The following is a 23,790-nucleotide window of genomic DNA, read 5'->3' on the forward strand; positions in this document are numbered from 1 at the left end:
ATGAACGGCTACGAACTACTAAACGTCACGTTCCAGTTCCTCGAGAGTTTCGCGTTTATCGTTCTGGCGACCGTCGGGTTGGCCGTCATTTTCGGGATGATGGGCATCATCAATCTCGCTCACGGCGAGTTCATCCTCGTGGGTGCGTACGCGACGACGTTGTCCGCCCATCAGGGGCTCCCGCTCCCGGTCGCGATGCTCGTCGGGGTCGTGGCGACGACGATCTTCGGGATCGTTCTCGAGCGAACGATTATTCGCCGTCTCTACGGCCGGTTGCTCGACTCGATGGTTGCCACATTCGGGATTAGCCTCGTACTAGTGCAACTGACCCGGATACTGTTCGGGAACTCGATCGATCAGGTTTCGACGCCGTTCGGCGCGATCAGTTACGGTTCCTATTCGTACTCGCTGTACCGGGTGCTGTTAGCGGGGGCTGCGATCGCAACGCTGCTCGTGCTCTATATCCTGTTCACGCGAACGGCATTTGGAATTCGTGCACGAGCGACGATTCAGGACGAAGAAACGGCACGGAGCATGGGTGTCGATACCGATCGGATGTACATGTCGACGTTTGCGATCGGCTCTGCGCTGGCCGGGCTGACGGGTGCGCTGTACGCCCCGGCCAGAGCGAGTCCGACACCGGAGTTCGGCTCGGAGTTCCTGGTCGATGCGTTCGTCGCAGTCGTCGTCGGCGGGCCCTCCGTACTGGTCGGCACGCCGCTTGCCGGCGGGTTTCTCGGCCTGATCGAGGCGTTTTTCACCTTTCAGTGGACGCAGTTCATCGGCACCGTTGCGATGCTCGTCGCCGCAATCGTCATGATTCGGTTGTTACCCGACGGATTTAGCGGACTCGTCGAGTCCGTTCGTACCTCATGGAGGGAGTCAGAATGAGTTCGGAGCCGAACTCGTCGCTGCTCGAGCGCGTTCGATCCCCGTTCGAGGGACCGAATACGCTCGGGAACTCGAACGGCTTCTGGCTGACCTTCGGCGTTGGCGTCGTCTCGCTAGCGCTGTATCCGGTTCTGTTCGGTACGTACGCAGCCGGGGAGCGGGCGGTGTTTCTCGTGTATGCACTCCTGGGCGTGAGTCTGTGTTTCGTCTGGGGGTTCTGCGGAATTCTCAGCTTCGGCCAGGTAGCGTTCTTCGGCGTCAGCGGGTACACCTTCGGTATCGTCGGACTCAACGTCTCCTCGTACACGGGCGTCACGCTCGGGATCGTCGCCGGCATCGCCGTCGCCACGCTGTTTGCGGCCGCACTGGGCTACTTCATGTTTTACGGCGGCGTTCGCGACGTCTACGTGACGATTATCACGCTCGTCGTCGCCCTCGTGTTGAAAACGTTCATGGACCAGACGGCCGGCGGCGAGTGGGCCATCGGCGAGGCCGAACTCGGCGGGTTCAACGGAATGCGCAACATTCCGAACCTGGCGATCGGAGTCGGCGATGTCGGAATCGACGTTAGCAGAGCGATGCACTACTACGTCGCACTCGCCGCGTTGATCGCCGTCTATCTCGGCCTGCGCGTTCTCGTCAACGGTCGATTCGGATACGCGATGGTCGCGACACGCGAGGACGAAACCCGAACCGAGATGTTCGGGTACAACACGACGCTCATCAAGTTCGTGACGTTTACGCTCGGCGGAGCACTTGCCGGACTCAGCGGTGTCCTGTACGTAACCTGGGGTAACTACATCGATCCACAACAGTTCGCAATTACGGCCGCCTCGATGCCGGTCATCTGGGCCAGTATCGGCGGTCGCGACTCGATCGCCGGCACGATGGCCGCAGCAATCGTCCTGCAGTGGATCGAACTCCAACTCACCGGCGAATGGGCGCTCGTCATCGTCGGTTCGCTACTGGTATTTGTCATCCTCGCCATGCCGGAGGGAATCGCACCGCGGCTTCGGACCTTCGTCCTCGACCGACAATCGTCGTCCGAGCCGGCGACGGCGCCTGCGACGACTGAGGAGGTGACGGACTAATGGCGGCGAGCGATCCGACCGTCAAGACCACCCGGGCCGTCGACGAGACGGGTGAGCGATCCTCGCGAATCCTCCAGACTCGCGACCTCCACAAGGAGTTCGGCGGCCTCACCGCGACGGACACGGTCGATTTCGCCGTCGAGGAAGGCGAATTGCGCTGTCTGATCGGCCCGAACGGGGCTGGCAAGAGTACCTTTCTCAACCTGATTACCGGCCAACTCGAACCGACCGCGGGATCGATCTACTACGACGGGATCGACATCACGCCGCTCCCCTCCCACGAACGCGTCGATCGCGGCATTAGCATGAAGTTCCAGGTTCCGACTCTCTACGAGGACCTGACCGCCCGCCAGAACCTGCGGATTCCACTACAGCGCATCGTCGACGCCGACGAGTTCGAAACGCGAACTCGTGAACTTCTAGCGCAGTTCGATCTGCTGGCCGAGATCGACGAGACGCCGGCGGCCCTCTCGCACGGCCAGCAACAGCGCCTCGAGATCGCCATGGCGATGGCTCTCGAGCCGACCCTCATGTTGCTCGATGAGCCGGTTGCCGGGCTCTCGGTCGAAGAAACGGCCGAGGTTGCAGAGCTGTTACGAACGATTCAGGCCGAGGAGGGGGTCGCGTTCATCGTCATCGAACACGATATTGACTTCGTTGAGACGATTGCAGATCGCGTTACCGTGCTCGATCAGGGCAGCATCTTCACCGAAGGGACGATCGAGAAGGTCAAAACCGATCCGGCGGTCAGGCGGATCTATCTGGGGGAGGAGAGGTAATGCTCAATCTCACCGACGTACACGTCTCGTACGGCACGACTCCGATCCTCCACGATATCGATATTACCGTCGACTCCGAGGAGATCGTTGGCATCATGGGCAAGAACGGCGTCGGCAAGACGACACTCATCAAAGCCGTCATGGGACTGCTCGAAGTCGATACGGGCACGATTACGTTCGACGGTGACGATGTTACGTCGACCGGCGCAGATGTCCGCGCTCGCCGTGGGATGGGATACATTCCGCAAGGAAGAGACGTCTTCCCCGAACTGACCGTCGAGGAGAATCTCCGAATGGGAGAGACGATACACGCTGCCGACAATAGTCTCCAATATGAGGCCGTCTACGACTACTTCCCCATTCTCACGGAGCGCCGGACCCAGACCGCGGGGACGCTGAGCGGCGGCCAACAGCAACTGCTCGCGATCGGCCGCGCACTGATCGGGAACCCCAAACTGCTGGTCCTCGATGAACCGTCCGAAGGCGTTCAGCCATCGATCGTTCAGGACATCACTCGCGATCTGCAGCGGGTCAACGAAGAACTCGAGACGACGATCATCTTCGTCGAACAAAACCTCCACGTCGTCCAGCATCTCGCCGAACGCTGTTACGCCATCGACAAGGGAATGATCGTCGATGAACTCGGTTCCGATCGTCTCGACTCGCGCGAAGCCGTCACGGAGTATCTGGCGGTCTAGCAGACGCAGCGATTGTCTGCCCTCCACGCCGACGTGGAAGCACCGATTCGTTCACGTTTGGTATTACGATCGCGAAACGAGTTCGCGGCGGCTGCTCGAAGTCGATTCTGCGGTCAGTCGTTCGATGCGGTCCGATTGTGGTCGAAAACGTTGCGCAATCGTCCGGAGGCCGCTCCGATACCGAGGCCCGCGGCGAACGAGAGGAGGCTCGGAAGGAGTACCCAGACGAGATTCGGGTGTTGTGAACCGGTGTGCAGTACTGTATCGATCATCCACCCGTATACTGTCGGATGATAGCCCTTAATATCATGATGACGGTCATATTTACCCCGCTTTCGACGGGTTCCTGCTACTTGTCCGCTCTATTCGGCTATTATTTGGATTTCTAGTGTCTTTCCGGAGAAGTTCACTCGAACAGCAGACGGGTCTCGTCCCCGGATAGTCGCGGTATTTCACCGGAAACCCGGTGTGGGGCCGCGTCGAAGTGCCGTCTGTAACCGAAGTATTCGGTTTTGGCCTCCGGAATTACCGGTCGGCTTCACGAGAGCGATCTGCCACCCGTAGTGATCGGCACAGCCGTCCAGGCCGGCAGGCCGAGTACGCGCCGTCTCGTCTTGCGGACCCTCCACGTCGCGCGTCTGTCGGCAGCGCCGGGATTTATGTCGTCTACGGTAAATACAGTACTTATTCATGACGTTTTACGACAGGGAGTTCATGGAAGGTACCCGCGGCACGCAGGCCGTCGACTGGGAACAGCGCATCGACACTCAGCGACTCCGCGAGGAGCGCACGGAAAAGGCGCTCGAGCGCCTTCGGGAAACTGAACTCGGCGCGATATTGCTCGTTTCGGACCCGAACATTCGGTACGTCACGGGGCTGGCGATGACCGGCGGCAGCGGCGCGGACCATTACACGCTGTTGACCGAGAACGGCGACATCGTCCACTGGGATACCGCGGACCACGCGAGCAACCAGCGGTTCAACTGTCCCTGGCTCCACGATATCCGGTATGCCTGTCCGGGACTGGGGAACGTGCCGCGGGCCTCCGGGAGTTCCTCCGCCCGCGAGTTCTTGCGCTCGAAAATGGCCGAGACCGTCACCGAGGCCATGGACGACTACGGCGTCGCCGACGAGACGCTCGGGATCGACATCGGCAACGGAAGCCTGGTTTCGGCGTTCGAGGACCGCGGCGTCTCCGTCGATGTCTCCACTGCGCAGGCGGTGATGGAAGACGCCCGGAAGATCAAGACCGACGACGAAATCGAGTGTTTGCGGATGGTCGCCGCGATCTGCGAGGCGGGTTTCCAGACGATTACGGACACTGCGAAGCCGGGAATGCGCGAGACGGAGGTCTGGGGCGAAGCCGTTCGTGAACTCTGGCGTCACGGCGCGTTCGTCGGTGGCGGCTACGTCACGTCGGGGCCGAACACGTGGCCCAAACATCAGGCGAATACTACCGATCGGATGATCCGCCCCGGCGACCTCGTCTATGCCGACTTCTACAACATCGGCTACCTCGGCTACCGGTCGTGTTACTATCGAACCTTCTCGATGGGCGAGCCGACGCAGGCCCAGCAAGAGGCCTACGAGAACGCGCGGAACGATCTCTACGATGTGCTCGAGCGCATCGAACCCGGGGCGACGACCGACGAGATCTGCCAGGAATTCCCGGACGAGGAGGGCGAACACATGGACTGGTACGACGCCGACGAGTTCTGGCAGATGACGACGAACCACTGGGCACACGGCCTCGGGTTACAGCTCTACGAGGTGCCGTTGATCTGGCGCGGCCTCTCGCCCGACCACCCGATCGAGATCGAGGAAGGGATGACGATGGCCGTCGAGACGATGCAACCGGCCGACAGACAGGGCGTTCGCGTCGAGGAGATGGTCGTCGTCCGTGAGAACGGCGTCGAAATCTTGAGCCAGTGGCCCGTCGAGGAGATTACGGTGATCGATCACTGATGGGCCTGCGAACGGCTCTCGTGGCGGCACCGACTTTTGGGTCCCAGCGAGTTGCAGACGAGCAGTCGCCTTCTCGCGTTCGTACCCGTCTCTCAATCTTTCGACCTGCATCGTCGTACCTGCCTAGTCGCTGAACTCATCAGATGATCATTCTTATGTATTACCGGAATAATTCGGATTTATGAGTAATTCTGGAATCGGGCGGCGGACCGTCCTCATCGCCGTTTCCGGGGGGTACGGTGCGCTCGCTGGATGTTCGAGCGGCGACGTATCGGAGTCAGCTGAACGTGCCAGTCGATCCGGATACGGAACGGCGTACGGACGGGGGTACGGCACTACATAATATGGGGGACCAAACGCCGCGTCTCGGACTCGGGACGTACGAAGCGGGGGAATCGTGGGACCACACCGACACGGTCGAGGCGGTCGACGAGCACGCGATCGTGCGCGGTCCGATCGCCGACCGCCCGGCGACGGGCGAGTACGACGACGAACTCTTCCACGCGACCGATCAGGGAATCACTTGGCGGTGGGATGCCGCGAGCGATGACTGGGTCTATTTCAGCGGCCGGGGATGCGCGGAACAGCCGGTCCCGGGAACGAGTCACTTCGAGGCGGCGACCGTCGTCCACGCCCGGACCGAGGAAACTCCCGTATGGAACGTCGAGGCCCACGGGATCGAGGGGGACGGAACCACCGAAGTCGGACGGGCCGTCCACGAACTCCTCGAGACGGTCGCCCGGGCCGGCGGCGGGATCGTGTACTTCCCGCCCGGTCGATACCTCTTCGAGCGGACGCCGCTGATCGGTGACGATACGATCCTCCTCGGCGCGGGTCGCTCGACCGTTTTCGAGGGACCGCGTCCCGACGGTACCGAGGGTCGAGCGCTTCTCTCTAACCGGGGCTACGACGCGACCGGCTACGACGGCGCGTCGAACTGGGGCGTTTGCAACGTTCGAATCGACGCCCCGGAATCGACCGGTATCATGCCCGCTCACGCGGCAAACGTCAGCATAGAGAATATCTACGGCGACGCGATATACTATCATCACATCGACATCGTCTCCTCGAAAAACGTCGTCGTAGACGGCTACTGGGCGACCCGCGGCGGCGAGGGCGACTCGAACGCACCGGTACAGTTTGACAGCCAACAGTCGGGAACCGGCTGGAATAGCGTCTGGACCGGCAGCGACGATGAACTCGTTACCGACGACGATACGCCGTCCGAGAATTGCACTCTCACGAACTTCCAGATCGATCCAACGAACGGCCCCGAGTACGGTATCCACCTGCACCGGGGGCCGAACAAATCGATCACGATCAAAGACGGCTATATCACGGGGTGTCAGTACACGGCGATCAGAGTCGATCCCGGTGAGGAAGTCAAGAACCTGACCATCGACGACGTTTCCTGCATCGACAACACGAGAGGAATCACGCTGGGTCACAGCAAGGGTGGACGGCGCGATCTGACGATCAGTAACGCGACGATCAGAACCGATGACAGTGGAGTCGCCGGCGGGTCCGGGTTGTACGCGAGCGGGTTCGATGGCGCTGCGATATCGAACGTCACCGTGGACGGTCCGTTCACGAACGCGATAATCTTCGACGACATGGCCGACCTGAAGATGAGTACCGTAACTGCAACCGGCGCGGACGACCAGGCGTTCCGGTTCCGTGAAAACGTCGACGTCACGCTCACAACCGCTCGCGCGGCGAATTGTGGGAGTACCGCCGTCTATGCCGGGGCTGGTAGCAGTGTTTCCTACGGCGGTGTCACGTTCGACGACGTGGGACGGCGGGTCGAGGTCGATGCGGATGGAGAACTTCGGGAATGGGCTACCTCGTGAGTATCTGAACCCTGCGACCAGCTCAATTCTCGGGAAATTGTCTATTTTAGACTTCTGCTGGCGATTGTCTACCGAGTGATTTTCACGGTCGTTACGCATTATAGTAGTGTGCAAACAGTACATGAATACGTCTCCCACTCGACCAACTATCCACCTACGAGTTGTGGAACCGGTTACCTCACGTCTCGAACGTATGTAATCACTTTTCGATTTATTTCCAGCATATGTGTCGAAATAACCGATATTAATCGAAGAACAATAATTAAATAGCCACAAAACGGTGGTAATACTGTTTCTATATTGCCTTTTTCCTGCTGAGTGATACGGAAACACCGCGGTCTGGTCCAGGACGCTCCGTTTGAATCGTATCCCGTTGGAAACGAGTCCACTATATTATTTCACGCTTTATGCAAGATACCTCGGTGCCTTTCTAATCAAAGTTATTACTAGTGACCTCTCGAGGAGCCAACCTACTGCTGATATATACTACAGCAGACAGGTGTCCAACCCAACTTGAGACCGCTCGCTTCAGAATAAGTTCGTACTGGAGAACCGCACCCGCTCACCAGCTGCGTGGTTCTGAACCAAGTGTGTTCCAAACGGTCAGGGATGTTCCCGAAGAGCCGATGAAGACTGCACTTGGGACGGTAGTAGTGAACACCAGCCGGAACACAACAATCTTGAACGAGGGATGCACAGTAGGAATAATTCACCCCCTAATTGGTAGATATCAATAATTCTTCGATTTGAGTCGCGTATAATCGTGGGATCGTGCTGAGAATATTGACAGTACGGACAGGGGAATTACAACTGTATGAGTGTAAAGAATGTGCATTGATATCGACGTGAGCAGAATCGGTTTAGTAAGAGTTCAATATCGTTGAACAGCCAATGAGATCACGCATATCAGATAGCGGGAAGCCCGAGTTCAATAGTGCGAGTAGCGAAGTTCGATCACGTTCGCCGCCTTCTTGACTGCTGCGACGAGTTCTTCGAATCGATTGTTGTCGTCCAGGTGGTTCTTCGGTCCGGATACCGATACCGAACTGATGACCTCGTCCGATTGCCGATCTACGATCGGGGCGGCGATCGTGAGCACGCCGTGTCTTCGATCCTGATCCTCCACGGAGTAGCCGCGTTCGCGGATGTCCTCGAGTTCCGCGACGAGTTCGTCTGTATCCGTGATGGTGTGCTCGTTCGCACGCGGTAATCCGTGGGTGTCGATGATCGACTCGACGCGGCTCGTCGGGTAGTGGGCCAACATCGCCTTTCCGAGGGCCGTCCAGTGCATGTGCGCGTACTCTCCGATCGGGGCGTTGTCGTGGATCGCCTCCGGCCCCTCCGACTTGTAGAGGAGCACTCGAAGTCCGTTCTCTTCGATACCGAGGTTTGCCACCTCGCCGGTTTCGGACGCGAGCTTGTCTACTTCCGGTCGCGCGACTTCGTACAGCCGCGATCGATTTCTGTGCTCGCCGCCATACTCCAGAAACCGGTAGCTCAACGCGTACTCGCCGTCGTCTTGGACGACGAATCCCTGCTTCCGTAGCGTCTGCAGATAGATGTGAATCGTGCTTTTGGGGATCTCGAGTGCCGTCGCCAGCTCGGAGACCCCGATCGTCCCCGATCGCCTGAGCTGTTCGAGGATGGTGAAGGCTTTTTCGACCGATCCGAGCGTGTTGTTCGTCGACTCGGGTGCGTTGTCGAACATATCTCCGTCATCGACTCGCACACCTTTAACGATGCCTCTCGGCGACGAACGCGACGGTGTTCCTGGGTATTTGAATCGGAGTTCCGAATTCGCCTTCGATCGTCGGCTCGCGGCGTCGATCAGACGAGATTCGTGAGGGTTTCCGTGTCGCCGGTTTCGGACAGTTCCGTTACGTTTCCGGCGACGATATCGGCCAGCCGGTCCCAGTGTTTCGGGCTGTGACCGGCGTTGTGCGGGGTGATGATGACGTTCTCGAAGTCCCACAGCGGGTGATCCGCGGGCAGCGGCTCGGGGTCGGTCACGTCGAGTGCGGCCCCGTCGATCTGATTCGTCCGAATCGCGGACACGAGCGCGTCGGTGTCGACGATCTTCCCGCGGCCGACATTGATCACCTTCGCGTCCGGCGGCAGCGTCTCGAACTCGGCGCTTGCGAGCAATCCGCGCGTCGTCTCCGTCAGCGGCGCGGCGACGATCAGATACTCGGTTCGCGCCAGCGCGTCGTGGACGGCCCGTCGGTCGAAGCCCACGACGTCGTCCGTCGGGCCCCCCTTCTCGGGCGTGTATCGAATGCCGATCGTCTCGACGTCGAATCCGGAGAGTCGTTCGACGACGGCCGTCCCGATCGCGCCGAGGCCGACGACGGTGACCGTACTTCCCATCAGTTCGTCGCCCTGATAGTGGCGCCATTCGTGGCGATTCTGCCGCCGTAGCCCCTCCTGCAGCCGCCGCGAGAAGGTCAGTACGTATCCGACGACCTGCTCCGCGATATTCGGCGCGTGGATCCCGGAGGCGTTGGTGACGGCGACGTCCATCTCGCGCAGGGTATCGAGCGGCAGGTGGTTGTAACCCGCGGCGATGCCCGCGAACAGTTCGAGATCTTCCGCGCGCTCTAGCAGCGTCTCGTCGATGTCGACGCCGGAGACGACGGTGGCGTGTTCGATGTATTCGCGCTCTTCGGCCGGCGTCCGGGCGAGTCGCACGTCGTGATCCGGAAGCTGTTCGTCGAGCAGGTCGGCGTACTCGCGCGCTGGCAGTCCGTGCGTATCGGAGCGGAGGACGAGAACGTCCGGTGTATCGTTGCTCATTGGTAGACTCCGCCGCCGGGAGATCGAGTGTACCCCGCGACAGCGTCCTACCAAACTTGCGGTGGGGTTATTAATTCTGGCCAATCGGCACGCGCTGTGAGCGATCGGTCCGCTATAATTGATTATGATCTAATCCAAATGTTTATTGGAGTCGATACTGCATGTGGCTGTATGGCAAGCCAGATGCCGAGACGCCAGTTTATCATAACTGCTGGTAGCGTCGGGGCTGCAGGCTCAGCGGGCTGCCTCAGCGATATCGTCGACAGATCAACCGGTGCGGGGAATACCAACGAGTACTGGGAGTACTTCCACTCGCAATCGGAAGTCGCCGCGGAGTTGATGGAAACGTCCGTCGAGGAGTTTCAGCGCGAGCAGGACGCGCAACTCGAGATGAACTGGTCGACCTGGGACGACATCAACGGCGGCAAGTGGAAGAACAACATCCAGAACGGCAATCGGCCGCTCCTCTACGACTCGACGAACTCGCTCACCGGTCAGTTCATCGAACCCGGCTGGGTCAAGCCCGTCAGCGAGTACAGGGACAGGCTCGACGACGAGGCGCTCGAGAACGTCGAGTGGGCGCTGGAGATGGCCCGGAGCTGCTATCGCGGGTTCGACGAAGCGTTGTACGAGATTCCGATCGGTCTCGAAGTCGGGGCGCCGTTCATCGCCCGGGCGGATCACTTCGAAGCGGCCGGTCTCTCGATCGAGGACGATTTTCCCCCCGAGAATTACGAGCATCTCGTCCAGGTGGCGACGCAGCTTCAAGAGGAGGGTCCGGGCGAGTACGGGTTCCAGATCTACGGCGAGCACGGAGACGTTACCGACGAGGCGCTCGTGACGTGGACCGCCTCCAAGGGCGGGTACGACGGGACGTACCTCGACGAAGAGTGGTCGGACGTCAACTACGACAACGACATCTGGAAGGAGGCGACCGAACAGTACGTCGACCTCTACCGGGAACACGGACTCTCCTCCGAGAAGGCGGCGACGGCATCGAACGAGGGTGCCGCCCAGATGCTCATTCAGGGAGAGGTGAGTATGTACCAGGGGAGCACGAAGGGCTTCGGGCAGTTCATGAGCCGCGCGGAGGAGATGATTAGGGACGGAACCATCGTGTTCGGTCCGTCCTGGGAGGGCGATGCGGGCAATCGCGGCGACTTCTTCACGCAGTGTGTCGCGCTCATGCGAAAGCCCGACGGCGTCCCGGAAGAGGCCTGGCAAGAGCGCGAGGAGATGGCTATCCAGTGGATTAACAAACTGCTCTCGGCGGACTTCCAGGCGGAGGTGCCGAAGTCACTGGCGACGCTTCCGGTTCGAAGGGACGTGTGGTCGGACCTCGAAGAGGACGAGGCACTCTCCCAGAGTAATTACATCTCGACGCTCGAGACGACCGTCGAGGGAATGGAACACGGCTGGTCGAGCCACCCCAAGATGAACGCGATCCAGTACAATATCGCCGGTCCGCGGTTCCAGGAGGCTATCCGTGGGAAGATCAGCGCCGAAGAGGCGTGCACTCGAACTGCCGAAGAAATACGCAACCAGGTGGACCTCTGATATGTCGACACGACGCCTCTTCGATATCGACGGGAGAACCGAACGCTACCGATCGATTCTCAGGGAGAACTGGTTCACCTATCTGTTGATAATGCCGGTGTTGCTGTTCCTGATCGTGCTCATGTGGCTTCCCTTCCTGCAGGGTATCTACATGAGCTTCAACGAGTGGCCCTTCGGCGGCGATCCGACGTGGATCGGGGCGGCGAATTACGAGTTCTTGCTGAACTGGGAGCCGTTCTACACGTCCCTGAAGGCGACCGCGATCTTCTCGCTGACGACGGTGTTTCAGCTGGGTGTCGCACTCGCAGCGGCGCTCGCCGTGCGGGAACTCCGCCGCGGAAAGAGCTTCGTCAGTGCGGCGTTTCTGCTCTCCTACACGATGCCACCGCTGGTCATCGGGACTATCTGGGCGTACCTGCTCGAACCGGACTTCGGGCCCGTCTTCGGCTATCTCACCGAGTTGAACGTTCTCGAGGAGACGATATACTGGGGTAGCAGCGGTCCCATGTCGCTCGCGGTCGTGATGTTCGTGACGACCTGGACCTTCTGGCCGTTCATGTTTCTCATCATCTCGGCCAGCCTCGAGAGTATCCCGGAGGAACTGTACGAGAGCGCCCGTATGTACGGTGCAGGACCGGTCCAGACGTTCCTTCGCGTGACGCTCCCTCAGCTGAAAAGCGCCATCCTGGTCGCACTGAGTATCCGAATCATCTGGAACATGACGAAGATCTCGCAGGTGCTTCAACTCACCAACGGCGGGCCGGGATACGATACGTCCATCCTGGCGGTGTTACTGTACCAGTTCGCTTACGAGCGAGGGCAGATGGGCATCTCGTACGCTATCGGGATCATCTTGCTCGTGATGACCCTCGGCTTCGTCTTCGTGTTCATTCGCGAGTTCGAGCGCGCGAGTGAGGGGGCGGGAGCATGAGTACGACCGGCTACGATGCGACCGGCGTGACGCTGAAAGCGACTGCGTACGGCGTCGTCGCGTTTCTCGTGCTCGGGAACCTCGTTCCGTTTCTGTTCATCCTCTCGGTGTCGTTCATGCCGCCGAGCGAGTTCTTCACCGACCCGCACCTCGTGCCGTACGAGCCGACGCTGGAAGCGTGGACGAGCGGGTTCGAGGAACTACGGGGCAATCTCGTCAACAGCTTCCTGATCGGTGCGGGCACCGCGTTGCTGGCGCTGGCCATCACGATCCCCGGCGCTTACGCGTTCGCCCGGAAGGAGTTCTACGGGAAAACGGCCGGGTTCTACGCGATCATCTCGGCGATGATGTTCCCCTACATTCTCCTGGTCATCCCGATCATGGACCTGTGGACCGCTCTGGGAGTGTACAACACAATCTTCGGAATGATCCTCGCGTACCAGGTGTTCGTCACCCCGTTTTCCATCTGGATCCTCCGAGATTTCTTCGAAAACCTCCCGACGGACATCGAGGAGGCCGCACAGGTGTACGGATGTACGCAGTTCACGGCGTTCGTTCGCGTTATTCTGCCGCTGGCGGCGCCCGGGATCGTCGCCGTCGGATTCCTCGCGTTTCTCACGGGATGGAACGATTTCCTCTTCGCCAATCTCTTGACCACCGGCACGGGGCCGGTTCCAGCCGTGCCGGTACTGTACGGTACCATCGGCGGCGGGTCGGGTGAGCGCGTCTACTGGGGGAAACTGATGGCCGAAACGCTCATCATCGGTACTCCACCGACGATCATCTACCTCGTCGCGCGTAACTACCTGGAAAGTGCGTTCAGCGTATGAGTCGAGAACCCATGAAACAGACAGAAGATACCAGTTCGGATACCCAACCGAAGCGATCGGAAGCATCGAGCGGTAACCAGAACGCCGTCGACGCGAGCGTCTCGGGCAACCGAATTCGACTCGACGGCGTTCGAAAGACGTTCAACGAGGGTTCGGTCGTCGCCTGTGACGACGTGAACATCGAAATCGACGAGGGCGAGTTCGTCGTGCTCGTCGGTCCCTCCGGCTGCGGCAAGACGACGACGCTCCGGTGTATCGCCGGGCTCGAGGAGCCGGATCGGGGGTCGATCACCGTCGACGGCGAGGATATCACCGGGTTGAAGTCCAAAGACCGGAACCTCGCGTTCGTCTTCCAGAGTATCGCGCTGTTCCCGCACATGAGCGTCCGAAAGAACATCCGCTTCGGACTGGACATGAACACCGACCTCTCGAGCGAGGAGAAGCGACGCCGCGTCGAGGACGTCGCGGAGACGCTCGGGCTTTCCGAAGCCCTCGACCGGAAGCCCTCAGCGCTGTCGGGCGGCCAACAGCAACGCGTCTCGCTCGGGCGTGCGATGGTGATGGAGCCCGCGGCGTTCCTGCTCGACGAGCCGTTCTCGGCACTGGATGCGAACCTCCGCGATCACATGCGCGTCGAGGTCAAGAAGATCCAGCGGGAGTTGCACACGGCGATGATCTTCGTGACCCACGACCAGGAGGAGGCCATGACGCTGGGAGATAAGATCGTCGTAATGAACAACGGGTACGTCCAGCAGATCGGCACGCCATACGAGATTTACAACGAACCAGCGAACCGCTTCGTCGCCGGATTTATCGGTTCTCCGTCCCCCAATCTCGTCGAATGTACCGTCGAACGGACGGCCGATGGAATCGCGCTCGCGTCCGACTTCTACACGATTCCGGCCACGGAGACGCAAGCCGAACGCCTCGAGTCGCTCGTCGGCGAGACGGTCATCTACGGAATCCGCCCGGAGTACCTGGACCTCCAGATCGACCGCGGCGCGTTCGTCGCGGACCTCGACGTCGTCGAACCGCTCGGCGATCGGGACGCCGTCCACTTGTCCGCCGGCGGTACCGATCTGTCGGCGGTCACGCCACAGGGCGAAATCGCGAGGGATACCGATCGAGTTCACGTCGACATCCAGACCGAGGAGGCGTGGTTGTTCGAGGAGGACGGGACGCGAATCGTCTGATCTCTCCCCGTGGAGTCACCAACGTTTAGGACACTGCCTCACGACTATCGACCCACCCACAATGTCACGATATAATACAGCGTACGAAGCGGCGATTTCGGGGTCCGAGATCGCACACGAGCGCTTTCGCACCGACTTGGACGTCGCGACCAAGAACTCGAAGATGGACTTCGTTACCGAAGCCGACACCGAGACGCAACACCGCGTTATCGAGGTCGTTCGCGACGCGTACCCGGATGCGACGATCGTCGGCGAGGAAGAGGACGAGCTGAAGTCCGTTCCCGAGGACGGCAACGCCTGGGTGATCGATCCGATCGACGGGACGACGAACTTCGTCCGCGGCGTTCCGCTCTGGACGACGACGGTCGCCGCCGTCCGCGACCACGAAACCGTCGCGGCGGTGACCGTCGCCCCGGCGCTCGGCGAGACGTTCGTGGCGGATTCCGCCGATGCAACGCTGAACGACGAGTCCATCTCCGTCAGCGATCAGGCGGATCTCGAGCGGTTCGTCGTCGCGCCGATCCTTCGATACGGGTCCGAACGCGACCGACAGTTCGGCAACCTCCTTCGGGAGTCGATACTCGAGTTCGGCGATCTGCGTCGATTCGGCTGCGCTCAAGTGACGCTTGCAATGGTCGCCCGCGGCACGCTCGATGCGGCCGTGTCGCCTCAACCGGAGCCGAACCCGTGGGACACGATCGCCGGCATCGCGCTGGTCGAACGAGCAGGAGGTGTGGTAACCGATCTCGGTGGAAACCCGTGGAAGCCGGGTTGCGAGGGTCTCGTCGCATCGAACGGGAGCGCCCACGACGAAATCGTCGAACGCGTGCGGGCTGCGGTAGCGTAAACAAACCTTCGCTTTCTCGCCGGAGGACGCCTTCCCAAGGCGCGTAGAATCGGTACTCCAGTCACCTGATAACTCTCCAGATCCGAGGGCGTTCACGAGGGCAAAACTCTTGTGTAACCTGTCCTCAATTGGTCCCCTCTGAAGACGACAAACATACCACAGGTAGGAATGATACTACTATCCGGTCATTATATATGTTCTTTAGTATTGTGTAAATATCGCAATAGACGGTGGGTCCAATTTGTTCCTCGATGGCGTCGTCTGTAGGCATCCAAGTGCCGATCGAGCCGCCGTATTTCTACATAAATGACCGCGGACCACGATCCCCTTGAGACCCGTGTTCTCAACGATAGCGACGAATACTAGCTATATAAGGTTTCTTAATCCCATTTCAACTTCAAATATATTAATTAAATATATTTAAAACTAGTTTCACATCCATCCCGTTTTCGCCGATCCCTTCCAGAACTCACGGCCAGGAAGTCGAGCAACAATCTACTTTTATATTGTCCAATTAGAACACTACTATAATAAAAATCACTAGAGATACAACATTCTTGGTGAAAAATAGCGGAGGCGGTAGACGAGATCGCGTCGATTCAAAGCCTCATCGTATCTGCTAGCAATCGGGATCCGCGTATTCGAACTACTGCGTCAGTCTTTGGTTTCCCATCGGTTTCTTCTCTTCGGGTGAGAACGCCGAACGATACGTTTCACGACGAAGCGGGCTCGTTTCGGAATAGTTCGTTGATACCGTGCTCGTTGACCGTGAGTGGTCGGAACGTGCTGTGCTTCTTTCCGTCGCCGTTCCCTGAGAAGAGCCATCACAGTGCTCCCAGAACAGCGGTCGAGTTCCGTTTGAATGGACGGCTCTCCCACCAGATCGACAGAAATACGTATTTGGTCAGCGTTCCTACCCTTTCGCACATGGGTTCGGAACTGACGCGAACGCATACGCTCGAATGCGATCGGTTTGCCGACGAGTTCAGTTCGGTCGTCGAGCTGGTGCTCCCCGAGACGACGACGGCTCGGCTGTACATCGATGAAGCTGAACTCGGGATGGACCCGGACGGCGGCGCGTGTCGCCGCGCGTGGGGTGCGATCCGCCCGCATCTAGATCGCGTTCCCGGGGCGGACCGGAACGGGACGGTTGCGTGGACATGCCCGACGACGACCGAGCAGGGGCGAGAACACCTCTTCGATCTCATCGCACTCACCGATGGAGTCGCCGGGGCGCACTTCGTCTTTCGAGTCGAACTCCACCGGACCGACGCGCCGGTTCTCGAGTCGATTCCCCACCATTCGGCTGTCGGACTCGATGCGACACTGCTCGGCGAGTGGATTCGCTCCGGCGAAATCGTCGACCTCCCCGGAGAAACGGCGTGCCTGGTCCCGACCGAAACGAAGTTCGAGTGGACGGCCGAACAGCGTCGCTGGCGAATAGCGGGCGGCTCGCTCTGCGTCGAGACGATCGACAGCCGAAAAGCGAGTTGCTACGGGCTGACGAACCTCCGACAGGCGAGGAAAAGCGACGACGGAACCGGTCTCGGTCTCGCTTGGGAGCCGGACGACCTGCCGGACGATGCGATCGGACGGGTGCTCTCGTGGACGATGGATAAACTGTATACGCCGCCGACGGCGGTACCGTGCGAGACGGCGGCTCGGGCGACGGCGGTCCGAGCGCACGTACAGGAGATTCTCGAGGCGTACGATGGCCGCGAGCTATAGCGCTCGCCGATGTGAGTCACTATCGCAGCCGCCTGAATCGTGCTTCTGGGATCTGTAGTGAACCGTCGATGCCCACTTCGCCATAGCGTAGACCGGTCGGGTACCGACTCAATATTGAACTGGTGACACAGTGACGGCGGTTGGAAGCGGACTCGACAGGGGTTGTCTCACGATCCCACACGGACTGAACTCGCGCTAATCTCTCGGGTACCGTTCGAAACTATAGCTAGTTCAAAAAGCGGATGGATACAGAAGGTGGCAAAATCACGTCTTGCAGACGTTACTACGGAGAGGGCGGGTATTATCTCGTCCCGAATTCGTTCGACAGTGCCGCTGCGTTTTGCGATATCTCAGTCGAGAGTCGCTCATCGATCGCGTTTTTATCGACACCGGATACATGCCTGCAGACGATGTTTCGAAGCCCGATGCGACCGCCCGCCGTTCGCGGATCCGCGCTGGTTTCGTACTGGGCGACCTGTTCTCCCTCGTGCATGACCGTATACTTGCACGGCTTTGAATCTCCCGTCGTCATTTCGACGGAAATGGATCCTTCCAACTCGACGACAACCACGGTTACCACCGAACCTCGTCATCGATGGCGATCGGACCAGACTCGACGACGTTCGCATTCAGCCCACCACGGTGGACGAGCGCTTTCGAGAGTTTTTCCTCTCCGACGAGCGACTGCATGTACCCACACGGTTCACACAGCTGGACTCCTTCGCAGATGGCATCACCGACCGTGAACGTTTGGCCCACGAGGTGGTTGAGCGGGGCATTTTGAGTCGTCACGTTTCGACGGTGTGCACCCGTCGGGATCTCGATTCCGGCATCCCGTTCGACTGCTGCCAGCGCCTCGGCTTCGATGAAGGTAATATCGCTTGCTTCCTGTACCTCTCGGTCCGGGTCTTCGTCGAGAAAGTTCCACAGACCACGCCCTTCGAAATACCGGTCGCCGCGGAGCCCGCGTTCGGCGACTGCGTCGACGCTTTGTCGTGCTTGCATCGGGTCACCACTATCGGGAGCAATGTGGAGCTGTGTAACTCTGCCAGTTCCCATACATTTGTTTCGTGAACGTAGATATTATACATTTTGAAAGAAGAGGGAGACATCCCTGATTCGCGAAGCCTATTCGAGACCACTGTTGGTTCTAGTGAACGAGGATTTATCTATCACAATCGTCTGCATCGAGAACCGCAATCTCAACTCTTGTGCCGGTGAGTCAGGCACAGTCGGACTGTCGGTGGATGATGAACCCCCGATCCCGCGCTAGAACGATACCGTCTCGCGGATCGCCTCCTCGATCCGAATCGCCTGTGGCAGGTAGTACTCCTCGAGTTCGTGTAGCGGCATCGGTACGTCGTAACCGGTGACGCGCCTGATCGGGGCCTCCTGGTAAAGCAGCGCTTCCTCCTGGATCGTTGCGGCGATTTCGGCCCCGACGCCGGCGGTTTTCGGCGCTTCGTGGGCGATAACGGCCCGGCCGGTCCGCTCGAACGAGTTCACGATCGTCTCGGTATCGAGCGGCGACAGCGTTCGCAGGTCGACGACTTCCACGTCGATGCCCGCTTCGTCGGCGACGTTGTCCGCGGCGATAAGCGTCGGCTGGATCATCGCGCCCCACGTGTATACCGTCACGTCGGTCCCCCCACGGCGGACGGACGCCTCGCCGAGGGGCACTTCGTAGGCGGCCGTCGGCACGTCTTCCCGGAACGCGCGGTAGATCAGTTTCGGTTCGAGGAAGACCACCGGGTCCGGGTCGCGGATCGCCGCGATCAACAACCCCTTCGCGTCGGCGGGTGAACTCGGGACGGCGACTTTCAACCCCGGTTCGTGGACGAAGAAGGCCTCCTTGGACTCGGAGTGGTGCTCGGGCGCACGGATGCCGCCGCCGTAGGGCATGCGGATCACCATCGGAACCGAGTACTGGCCGTTGCTGCGGCTTCGCAATCGAGCCGCGTGACTGACGAGCTGGTCGAACGCGGGATAGGAAAATCCCATGAACTGCAACTCCGCGACCGGCCGCAGTCCGCTCAGCGCGAGGCCGATCCCCGTGCCGACGATCCCCGATTCCGCGAGCGGCGTATCGACGACGCGCTCGGCGCTGAACTCGTCGACGAGTTCGGCGGTCGCCCGGAAGACGCCGCCGTTTTCGCCGACGTCCTCGCCGAGAATCATGACGCGTTCGTCGAGCGAGAGCTCGGTGTAGAGGGCGTCCCGGACGGCTTCGACGAGAGTTAGCGTGTCGGTTTCGTCTGTTTCCGCGTCCGTGTCCGTATCGGCTTCGGCGGTCCCGTCGTCCGCCGTCGTGGAGCTCACTCTAACACCTCGGAAAAGGCGTCGTCGCCGTATTTCTCGCGGAGCGCGCGCAGGCGGTCGCGCTGGTTGCGAAGTCGATCCGGGAGCTCGGCGTAGACGTGATCGAACATGGAGTCGGGATCGGTCGTCGCGTTTTCGACGGTTTCGACGGCGTCGGTGAGCCGTGACTCGATGCGGTCGTCGATCTCGGCCTCGAGTTCGTCGTCGAGGATGTCGGTGGCAGTCAGGTAGTTCTGCAGTCGGTCGAGTGGGTCCTTTTCGCGCCAGGCATTTGCCTCGTCTTCGTCGCGGTAGGCGGAGGGGTCGTCAGCGGTCGTGTGCGCGCCGTAACGATATTGGACGGACTCGATGAGGGTTGGTCGGCGGTCGTCTTCGGTGGGATTTTTCGCCTTCTGTAGTGCTGCGCTGGTCACCGAGTACATCGCCAGCGGGTCGAGTCCGTCGACGCGGATGCCCTCGATGCCGTAGGCGGCAGCTTTCTGGGCGATGGTTTCGCTGGCGGTCTGGTGGTCCCGCGGGACGGAAATCGCCCACTGGTTGTTGTTACAGACGAAGACGACGGGGACGTCGAAGACGCCGGCGAAGTTCAGTCCCTCGTGGAAGTCGCCTTCGGAGGTCGCCCCGTCGCCGAAGTGACAGAGGGCGGCCCTCTCGGGGTTTCCCTGGAGTCGGTTCCCCCAGGCCATCCCCGTTGCCTGCGGGATCTGTGTCGCGATGGGGATATACTCCGGCATGATGGGAACGCCGTCGGGGATCGCGTACCCGTCTCGATGGCCACAGAGCGGTTTCAACAGCGACTCGAGTTCCATTCCGTGGACGTACTTGGCGGCGTGTTCCCGGTAGGTCGGGAACAGCCAGTCCTGGTCGTCGAGCGCGTAACTCGTCGCAACCTGTGCGCCTTCTTGGCCCGTCATCGGCGCGTACGTCGCGATACGCCCCTGTCGCTGGAGGCTGATCGCCCGTTGGTCGAATTTCCGGGCGAGTTTGATGTCCTCGTACATCGAGACCAGTTCGTCGGCCGAGAGGTCCGGTACCTCGGCGTCCGGGAGGACGGTGCCGTCCGTATCGAGGATTCGAATCGGCTTGTCATCGCCGTAGGTCGTCGCGCTATGCCCGTGCTGCTCCGCGTCCTTTTGGGTGCTCATTGTCGTGGTCGTAGTCGTGGTACAGAGACCTGCCGCTGCTTGTGATGCTGCCGCTGCGTTGTGTCCGCCGTCATGGGCACGAGTTCATGAACGTCCTATCGATGGTCGGCGGGACGGTGTGCCCGTCTCCGAGTCGGTTTCGGTCCCGATCGTGAACGCCGGTGTGAGTTCGAATTTGGAACCGTCGCCGTCCTCGCTCGTGTCCGCTGCGAGGACCGTAGTCCGTCGTCCAGCGCCGACGAGGTGCCCGCCAGTGTGGGTGTCCGCGTCGCTGTAAATGTAAAAGATGGAAACAGTGTCTGGAAGAACCGCGTGTTCAAGTCGACAGTGAGTGGTTGGGATCGGTCACTGACGCTGCGTCCCTCCAGTGTACTGGCGGGTGCCATACGAAATATAGATTCCAGTCATATACTTAATAGTACTGTGTGACTCACTCACACTGTGTGGGCTTATTTTGGGACATTACCTGGGTTTTTCTCTGAATAATACCAAACGTTCAAGGTACCTTCGTCGATGGCTAGAGTAGTTCACGCGCAGTACGAGTCCGCTGTTTCAAATTGACGAAACGTTTTAGACCGGGGATGCACAATTCAGCGTTGTCTCTTTCAGCCCGTCCGATTCAACAGACCTGTTTCCGATGGTAGTAACGATGAATAGTGGCTCGAAATCGGAATCACAACGGTTAACTCGAGGAGTGATACACAACCGTGTTCATGCCACCTGATGAGAGCCCCACCGTAACGGACGCATACGATAAATTGGCGCAGACGTACAAGACGCAAGAAGAGGATCCCTACTGCGCGGACCTAGAATTTCCTGCGATGACGGAACTCGTTCCACCCATCGAGGGTAAACGAGTTCTTGATGCGGGTTGTGGACACGGTCGGTACGCAGAGTGGTTGATCGAGAGGGAAGCGGATGTCCTCGCTGTTGACAAGAACGCCGAGATGCTCGAACAGGCGAGACGACGAATCGGCGACCGAGCAAAAATTCGCCGAGCCGATATCACGGAACCCCTCACGTTTGTCGACAACAGTGAGTTCGACGGTGTCATTTGCGGTCTTTCGCTCCACTACGTCGAAGACTGGAGACGGCCCTTCAGGGAGTTCGCTCGTATCCTCCGGCCGGGTGGATTCCTCGTGTTTTCGGCCCAACATCCAGTTGATGAGTACGTCGCGTTCGAGGCCGAGAACTACTTCGAAATCGAACAGGAACGGATGACGTGGTCGGCCTCCGGCGAGGAAATTGCTGTCCCGTTCTACCGCCGGCCATTTTCTGAGGTCATCAACCCACTCATCGAAACTGGGTTCCAACTGGACGAACTGGTCGAACCGAAGCCGAAAGAGTCGTTCAAAGAGAAGAAGCCGGAATCCTTCGAGAAACGGTTGAAATACCCGACGTTCCTGTGTGTCCGAGCGTCAACATCCGAACGGTGACCGACTGCGGGGGTAAACCAAGAGAGACGTTTCTGATTGCTCACTTCGTTCTCTTCTTCGTTCGGCGATATATTTGCCCGAAGTTCATCTCCGTATCTCCGATAGATTCGCACATCTACTGAACGGCTGTTCTAGCGACGAGAGTGCCGATCTAATGGGGTTTCAACGGAGCCACCTCACTCGTTAAAGACTTCAACATCTCCACACAAGCAGCAACCCGTCTGTTCCCGTCAATCCGCGGTTTCGGCGTTCGTCGGCTGGACGCCCCGCTCGGACCAGTGAATGAGCGCGACGAACGCGCCGGCCGTCACGAGCGCGAGTGCGATCAGTACCGTCGCGCTCGGTTCGTATCCGAGCAGCAGCAGGCTGTCCGCGTAGAACGTAAAGAGGAGAAACGTCGGGAACACCGTGCCGATCGCGTACCGCCACGGCAGTGCCAACGTCCGTGCAACTACGCCCGCACCGTTCGTGAACTCCTCGACGCCGTCGGGGCCGAGCACCCACGCGACGTAGAACATGAACCCGGTGAGCCCGAGCGTCAACAGCAGGTCGACGAGCTGGTCGGCAAAGAGCGTGAACACGTCGGCGCTAAAGGCGTTGAACGCGCCGGTGACGGTAATCACGCCGAAGAGTGCGACCGTTGCGGTCCGCCGCTCGATGTCGAACTCGTCGACGAGGAACGCGACGGGGATCTCTAACATGCTGATCAGGCTCGTAATCGCGGCGAGCAAGACGACGAGGAAGAAGACCGCACCGACGAGTTCACCGGCGGGAAGGTTCGCGAACGCGCCGGCGATGCCGACGAAGAGCGCTCCGGGACCGCCGCTTGTCGGGCCGCCGGCAAAGGAAAAGAGCAGCGGGAACAGAACCAGCCCGCCGAGGATTCCGATGCTCAGGTTGAGTCCGGCGATAGCCGACGCGTCGAACGGCAGCGACCGATCGTCGTCGATGTACGAGGCGTAGGTGATCATGGTTCCGCTGCCGATCGAGAGCGTAAACAGCGCCTGCCCGGCGGCCGCCCCGAGCACCGACAGGAAGTTGTTTGTGAGATACGCGCCGTCGAAGCTGAGGAAGAACTCGTATCCGGCGCTTGCGTTCGGTTGCTGTGTCGCCCAGAGGGCGAGTCCGACGAGCAAGAGTGCGATGCCGGGCATCATGACCTTCGTTGCAGTCTCGATCCCGCGTCGGACGCCGGCCATCACGATCAGCGCAGTTATGCCGAGTACCAGTAGCTGATAGCCGAACGCGGCCAGCCCGTAGTCGATCGCTGCGAAGTGAGTGCTCGGATCGGCGAAGTACGCTCCGGTGAAACTCTCCACGAAGTATCGCAGAATCCACCCGCCGACGACGCTGTAGAACGAGAGCAACGCCACCGCAGTGACGACGCACAGACCGCCGAGCAACATCCAGCCGCGAGACCCTCGAAGAACCGTAAACGCGCCGATCGGGTTTCGTTTCGATCGGCGGCCGATGACGAACGCGGCCATCAGCCCGGGGACCCCAACCCCGAGAACGATCAACAGGTACATCACCAAAAATGCGCTCCCCCCGTTTTCTGCGGTCATCCACGGGAAACGCCAGATGTTCCCGAGTCCGACCGCACTCCCGACAGCGGCCAGTATAAATCCGATCCGACTGGCCCACGTCTCTCGTGCCATCCTGTCTCATGGGACCATCTGGACCGCTATAAGCCCTTCCATCGAGTAGGTGTGATCGATATATGATGATTATCGACCG

General features: G+C 59.9%; 20 protein-coding genes. 13 read left to right on the top strand and 7 right to left on the bottom strand.

Annotation, left to right across the window (positions count from 1 at the left end; genetic code table 11):
- From urtB to C481_RS02160, 4 genes are read left to right on the top strand one after another with little or no spacing between them, the layout of a single operon-like run.
- Positions 1-891, top strand: a complete 891-nt coding sequence (urtB, locus tag C481_RS02145; RefSeq protein WP_006107210.1) for an urea ABC transporter, permease protein UrtB — start codon at positions 1-3, stop codon at positions 889-891.
- Positions 888-1,982, top strand: coding sequence for an ABC transporter permease subunit (locus C481_RS02150; RefSeq protein ID WP_006107212.1), 1,095 nt, complete (start codon positions 888-890; stop codon positions 1,980-1,982). Before urtB ends, C481_RS02150 begins: the two co-directional genes overlap by 4 nt.
- The gene (locus C481_RS02155; protein WP_006107214.1) at positions 1,982-2,761 is read left to right on the top strand and encodes an ABC transporter ATP-binding protein; all 780 of its coding nucleotides are present in this window, start codon (positions 1,982-1,984) and stop codon (positions 2,759-2,761) included. Before C481_RS02150 ends, C481_RS02155 begins: the two co-directional genes overlap by 1 nt.
- The gene (locus C481_RS02160; protein WP_006107215.1) at positions 2,761-3,459 is read left to right on the top strand and encodes an ABC transporter ATP-binding protein; all 699 of its coding nucleotides are present in this window, start codon (positions 2,761-2,763) and stop codon (positions 3,457-3,459) included. Before C481_RS02155 ends, C481_RS02160 begins: the two co-directional genes overlap by 1 nt.
- Positions 3,460-3,572: 113 nt before the next feature.
- Here C481_RS02160 and C481_RS22055 read toward each other — a convergent pair whose 3' ends face one another.
- Positions 3,573-3,731, bottom strand: coding sequence for a hypothetical protein (locus C481_RS22055; RefSeq protein WP_006107217.1), 159 nt, complete (start codon positions 3,729-3,731; stop codon positions 3,573-3,575).
- A 418-nt stretch (positions 3,732-4,149) separates the two neighbouring features.
- Between C481_RS22055 and C481_RS02165 the strand changes: the two genes are divergently transcribed.
- Both C481_RS02165 and C481_RS02170 read left to right on the top strand, forming a co-directional pair.
- Positions 4,150-5,424 (top strand): M24 family metallopeptidase, encoded by a 1,275-nt coding sequence (locus tag C481_RS02165; RefSeq protein ID WP_006107218.1) that lies wholly within the window; start codon positions 4,150-4,152, stop codon positions 5,422-5,424.
- 344 nt (positions 5,425-5,768) lie between these two features.
- Positions 5,769-7,274, top strand: coding sequence for a glycosyl hydrolase family 28-related protein (locus tag C481_RS02170; RefSeq protein WP_006107220.1), 1,506 nt, complete (start codon positions 5,769-5,771; stop codon positions 7,272-7,274).
- Between the two features lie 928 nt (positions 7,275-8,202).
- Here the strand turns inward: C481_RS02170 and C481_RS02175 are convergent.
- Both C481_RS02175 and C481_RS02180 read right to left on the bottom strand, forming a co-directional pair.
- A complete protein-coding gene (locus tag C481_RS02175) occupies positions 8,203-8,982 on the bottom strand; it encodes an IclR family transcriptional regulator (RefSeq protein ID WP_006107222.1) in 780 nt (259 codons plus the stop codon).
- A gap of 119 nt (positions 8,983-9,101) precedes the next feature.
- Entirely contained in the window at positions 9,102-10,067 is a 966-nt protein-coding gene (locus tag C481_RS02180; protein WP_006107223.1) for a D-2-hydroxyacid dehydrogenase, read from the bottom strand.
- 171 nt (positions 10,068-10,238) lie between these two features.
- Here C481_RS02180 and C481_RS02185 point away from each other — a divergent pair, with 171 nt between their 5' ends.
- The 6 genes from C481_RS02185 (at position 10,239) to C481_RS02210 (ending at position 17,153) form a co-directional block, all read left to right on the top strand.
- The gene (locus C481_RS02185) at positions 10,239-11,624 is read left to right on the top strand and encodes an ABC transporter substrate-binding protein (protein ID WP_006107224.1); all 1,386 of its coding nucleotides are present in this window, start codon (positions 10,239-10,241) and stop codon (positions 11,622-11,624) included.
- Between the two features lies 1 nt (position 11,625).
- Positions 11,626-12,555 (top strand): carbohydrate ABC transporter permease, encoded by a 930-nt coding sequence (locus tag C481_RS02190; protein ID WP_006107226.1) that lies wholly within the window; start codon positions 11,626-11,628, stop codon positions 12,553-12,555.
- Positions 12,552-13,385 (top strand): carbohydrate ABC transporter permease, encoded by an 834-nt coding sequence (locus C481_RS02195; protein WP_006107227.1) that lies wholly within the window; start codon positions 12,552-12,554, stop codon positions 13,383-13,385. Before C481_RS02190 ends, C481_RS02195 begins: the two co-directional genes overlap by 4 nt.
- 11 nt (positions 13,386-13,396) lie before the next feature.
- Positions 13,397-14,578 carry an ABC transporter ATP-binding protein gene (locus tag C481_RS02200; RefSeq protein WP_006107229.1) on the top strand — a complete coding sequence of 394 codons (1,182 nt, stop codon included), beginning with the start codon at positions 13,397-13,399 and terminating at the stop codon, positions 14,576-14,578.
- Between the two features lie 61 nt (positions 14,579-14,639).
- A complete protein-coding gene (locus C481_RS02205; protein ID WP_006107231.1) occupies positions 14,640-15,425 on the top strand; it encodes an inositol monophosphatase family protein in 786 nt (261 codons plus the stop codon).
- Between the two features lie 927 nt (positions 15,426-16,352).
- The gene (locus tag C481_RS02210; protein WP_006107232.1) at positions 16,353-17,153 is read left to right on the top strand and encodes a hypothetical protein; all 801 of its coding nucleotides are present in this window, start codon (positions 16,353-16,355) and stop codon (positions 17,151-17,153) included.
- A gap of 573 nt (positions 17,154-17,726) precedes the next feature.
- Here C481_RS02210 and C481_RS02220 read toward each other — a convergent pair.
- The 3 genes from C481_RS02220 to pdhA form a co-directional block, all read right to left on the bottom strand.
- Positions 17,727-18,158: an MOSC domain-containing protein gene (locus tag C481_RS02220; protein ID WP_006107235.1), complete on the bottom strand. Its 432-nt coding sequence runs from the start codon at positions 18,156-18,158 to the stop codon at positions 17,727-17,729.
- Positions 18,159-18,422: 264 nt separating this feature from the next.
- Complete coding sequence (locus C481_RS02225) at positions 18,423-19,472, bottom strand: alpha-ketoacid dehydrogenase subunit beta (RefSeq protein WP_006107236.1); 1,050 nt, start codon at positions 19,470-19,472, stop codon at positions 18,423-18,425.
- Entirely contained in the window at positions 19,469-20,617 is a 1,149-nt protein-coding gene (gene pdhA / locus C481_RS02230; RefSeq protein ID WP_006107237.1) for a pyruvate dehydrogenase (acetyl-transferring) E1 component subunit alpha, read from the bottom strand. The genes C481_RS02225 and pdhA overlap by 4 nt, the downstream gene beginning before the upstream one ends.
- Positions 20,618-21,330: 713 nt before the next feature.
- Between pdhA and C481_RS02235 the strand changes: the two genes are divergently transcribed.
- Complete coding sequence (locus C481_RS02235; protein WP_049904350.1) at positions 21,331-22,053, top strand: class I SAM-dependent methyltransferase; 723 nt, start codon at positions 21,331-21,333, stop codon at positions 22,051-22,053.
- 230 nt (positions 22,054-22,283) lie between these two features.
- Here the strand turns inward: C481_RS02235 and C481_RS02240 are convergent, their stop codons facing one another.
- Positions 22,284-23,711: a sodium-dependent transporter gene (locus tag C481_RS02240; protein WP_049904351.1), complete on the bottom strand. Its 1,428-nt coding sequence runs from the start codon at positions 23,709-23,711 to the stop codon at positions 22,284-22,286.
- Between the last annotated feature and the right edge of the window lie 79 nt (positions 23,712-23,790).

The sequence above is a fragment of the Natrialba asiatica DSM 12278 genome (genome assembly GCF_000337555.1).
Classification (GTDB): Archaea; Halobacteriota; Halobacteria; order Halobacteriales; family Natrialbaceae; genus Natrialba; species Natrialba asiatica.

Excerpts from the sequence above, each read along its gene's own strand:
- C481_RS02240 (WP_049904351.1), bottom strand. The coding sequence starts at position 23,711 with ATGGCACGAGAGACGTGGGCCAGTCGGATCGGATTTATACTGGCCGCT.
- C481_RS02170 (WP_006107220.1), top strand. The coding sequence starts at position 5,769 with ATGGGGGACCAAACGCCGCGTCTCGGACTCGGGACGTACGAAGCGGGG.
- C481_RS02200 (WP_006107229.1), top strand. The coding sequence starts at position 13,397 with ATGAAACAGACAGAAGATACCAGTTCGGATACCCAACCGAAGCGATCG.
- C481_RS02180 (WP_006107223.1), bottom strand. The coding sequence starts at position 10,067 with ATGAGCAACGATACACCGGACGTTCTCGTCCTCCGCTCCGATACGCAC.
- C481_RS02165 (WP_006107218.1), top strand. The coding sequence starts at position 4,150 with ATGACGTTTTACGACAGGGAGTTCATGGAAGGTACCCGCGGCACGCAG.
- urtB (WP_006107210.1), top strand. The coding sequence starts at position 1 with ATGAACGGCTACGAACTACTAAACGTCACGTTCCAGTTCCTCGAGAGT.
- C481_RS02210 (WP_006107232.1), top strand. The coding sequence starts at position 16,353 with ATGGGTTCGGAACTGACGCGAACGCATACGCTCGAATGCGATCGGTTT.
- C481_RS02220 (WP_006107235.1), bottom strand. The coding sequence starts at position 18,158 with ATGCAAGCACGACAAAGCGTCGACGCAGTCGCCGAACGCGGGCTCCGC.
- C481_RS02185 (WP_006107224.1), top strand. The coding sequence starts at position 10,239 with ATGGCAAGCCAGATGCCGAGACGCCAGTTTATCATAACTGCTGGTAGC.
- pdhA (WP_006107237.1), bottom strand. The coding sequence starts at position 20,617 with ATGAGCACCCAAAAGGACGCGGAGCAGCACGGGCATAGCGCGACGACC.
- C481_RS02155 (WP_006107214.1), top strand. The coding sequence starts at position 1,982 with ATGGCGGCGAGCGATCCGACCGTCAAGACCACCCGGGCCGTCGACGAG.
- C481_RS02190 (WP_006107226.1), top strand. The coding sequence starts at position 11,626 with ATGTCGACACGACGCCTCTTCGATATCGACGGGAGAACCGAACGCTAC.
- C481_RS02195 (WP_006107227.1), top strand. The coding sequence starts at position 12,552 with ATGAGTACGACCGGCTACGATGCGACCGGCGTGACGCTGAAAGCGACT.
- C481_RS02205 (WP_006107231.1), top strand. The coding sequence starts at position 14,640 with ATGTCACGATATAATACAGCGTACGAAGCGGCGATTTCGGGGTCCGAG.
- C481_RS02160 (WP_006107215.1), top strand. The coding sequence starts at position 2,761 with ATGCTCAATCTCACCGACGTACACGTCTCGTACGGCACGACTCCGATC.
- C481_RS02175 (WP_006107222.1), bottom strand. The coding sequence starts at position 8,982 with ATGTTCGACAACGCACCCGAGTCGACGAACAACACGCTCGGATCGGTC.
- C481_RS02150 (WP_006107212.1), top strand. The coding sequence starts at position 888 with ATGAGTTCGGAGCCGAACTCGTCGCTGCTCGAGCGCGTTCGATCCCCG.
- C481_RS02235 (WP_049904350.1), top strand. The coding sequence starts at position 21,331 with ATGCCACCTGATGAGAGCCCCACCGTAACGGACGCATACGATAAATTG.
- C481_RS22055 (WP_006107217.1), bottom strand. The coding sequence starts at position 3,731 with ATGATCGATACAGTACTGCACACCGGTTCACAACACCCGAATCTCGTC.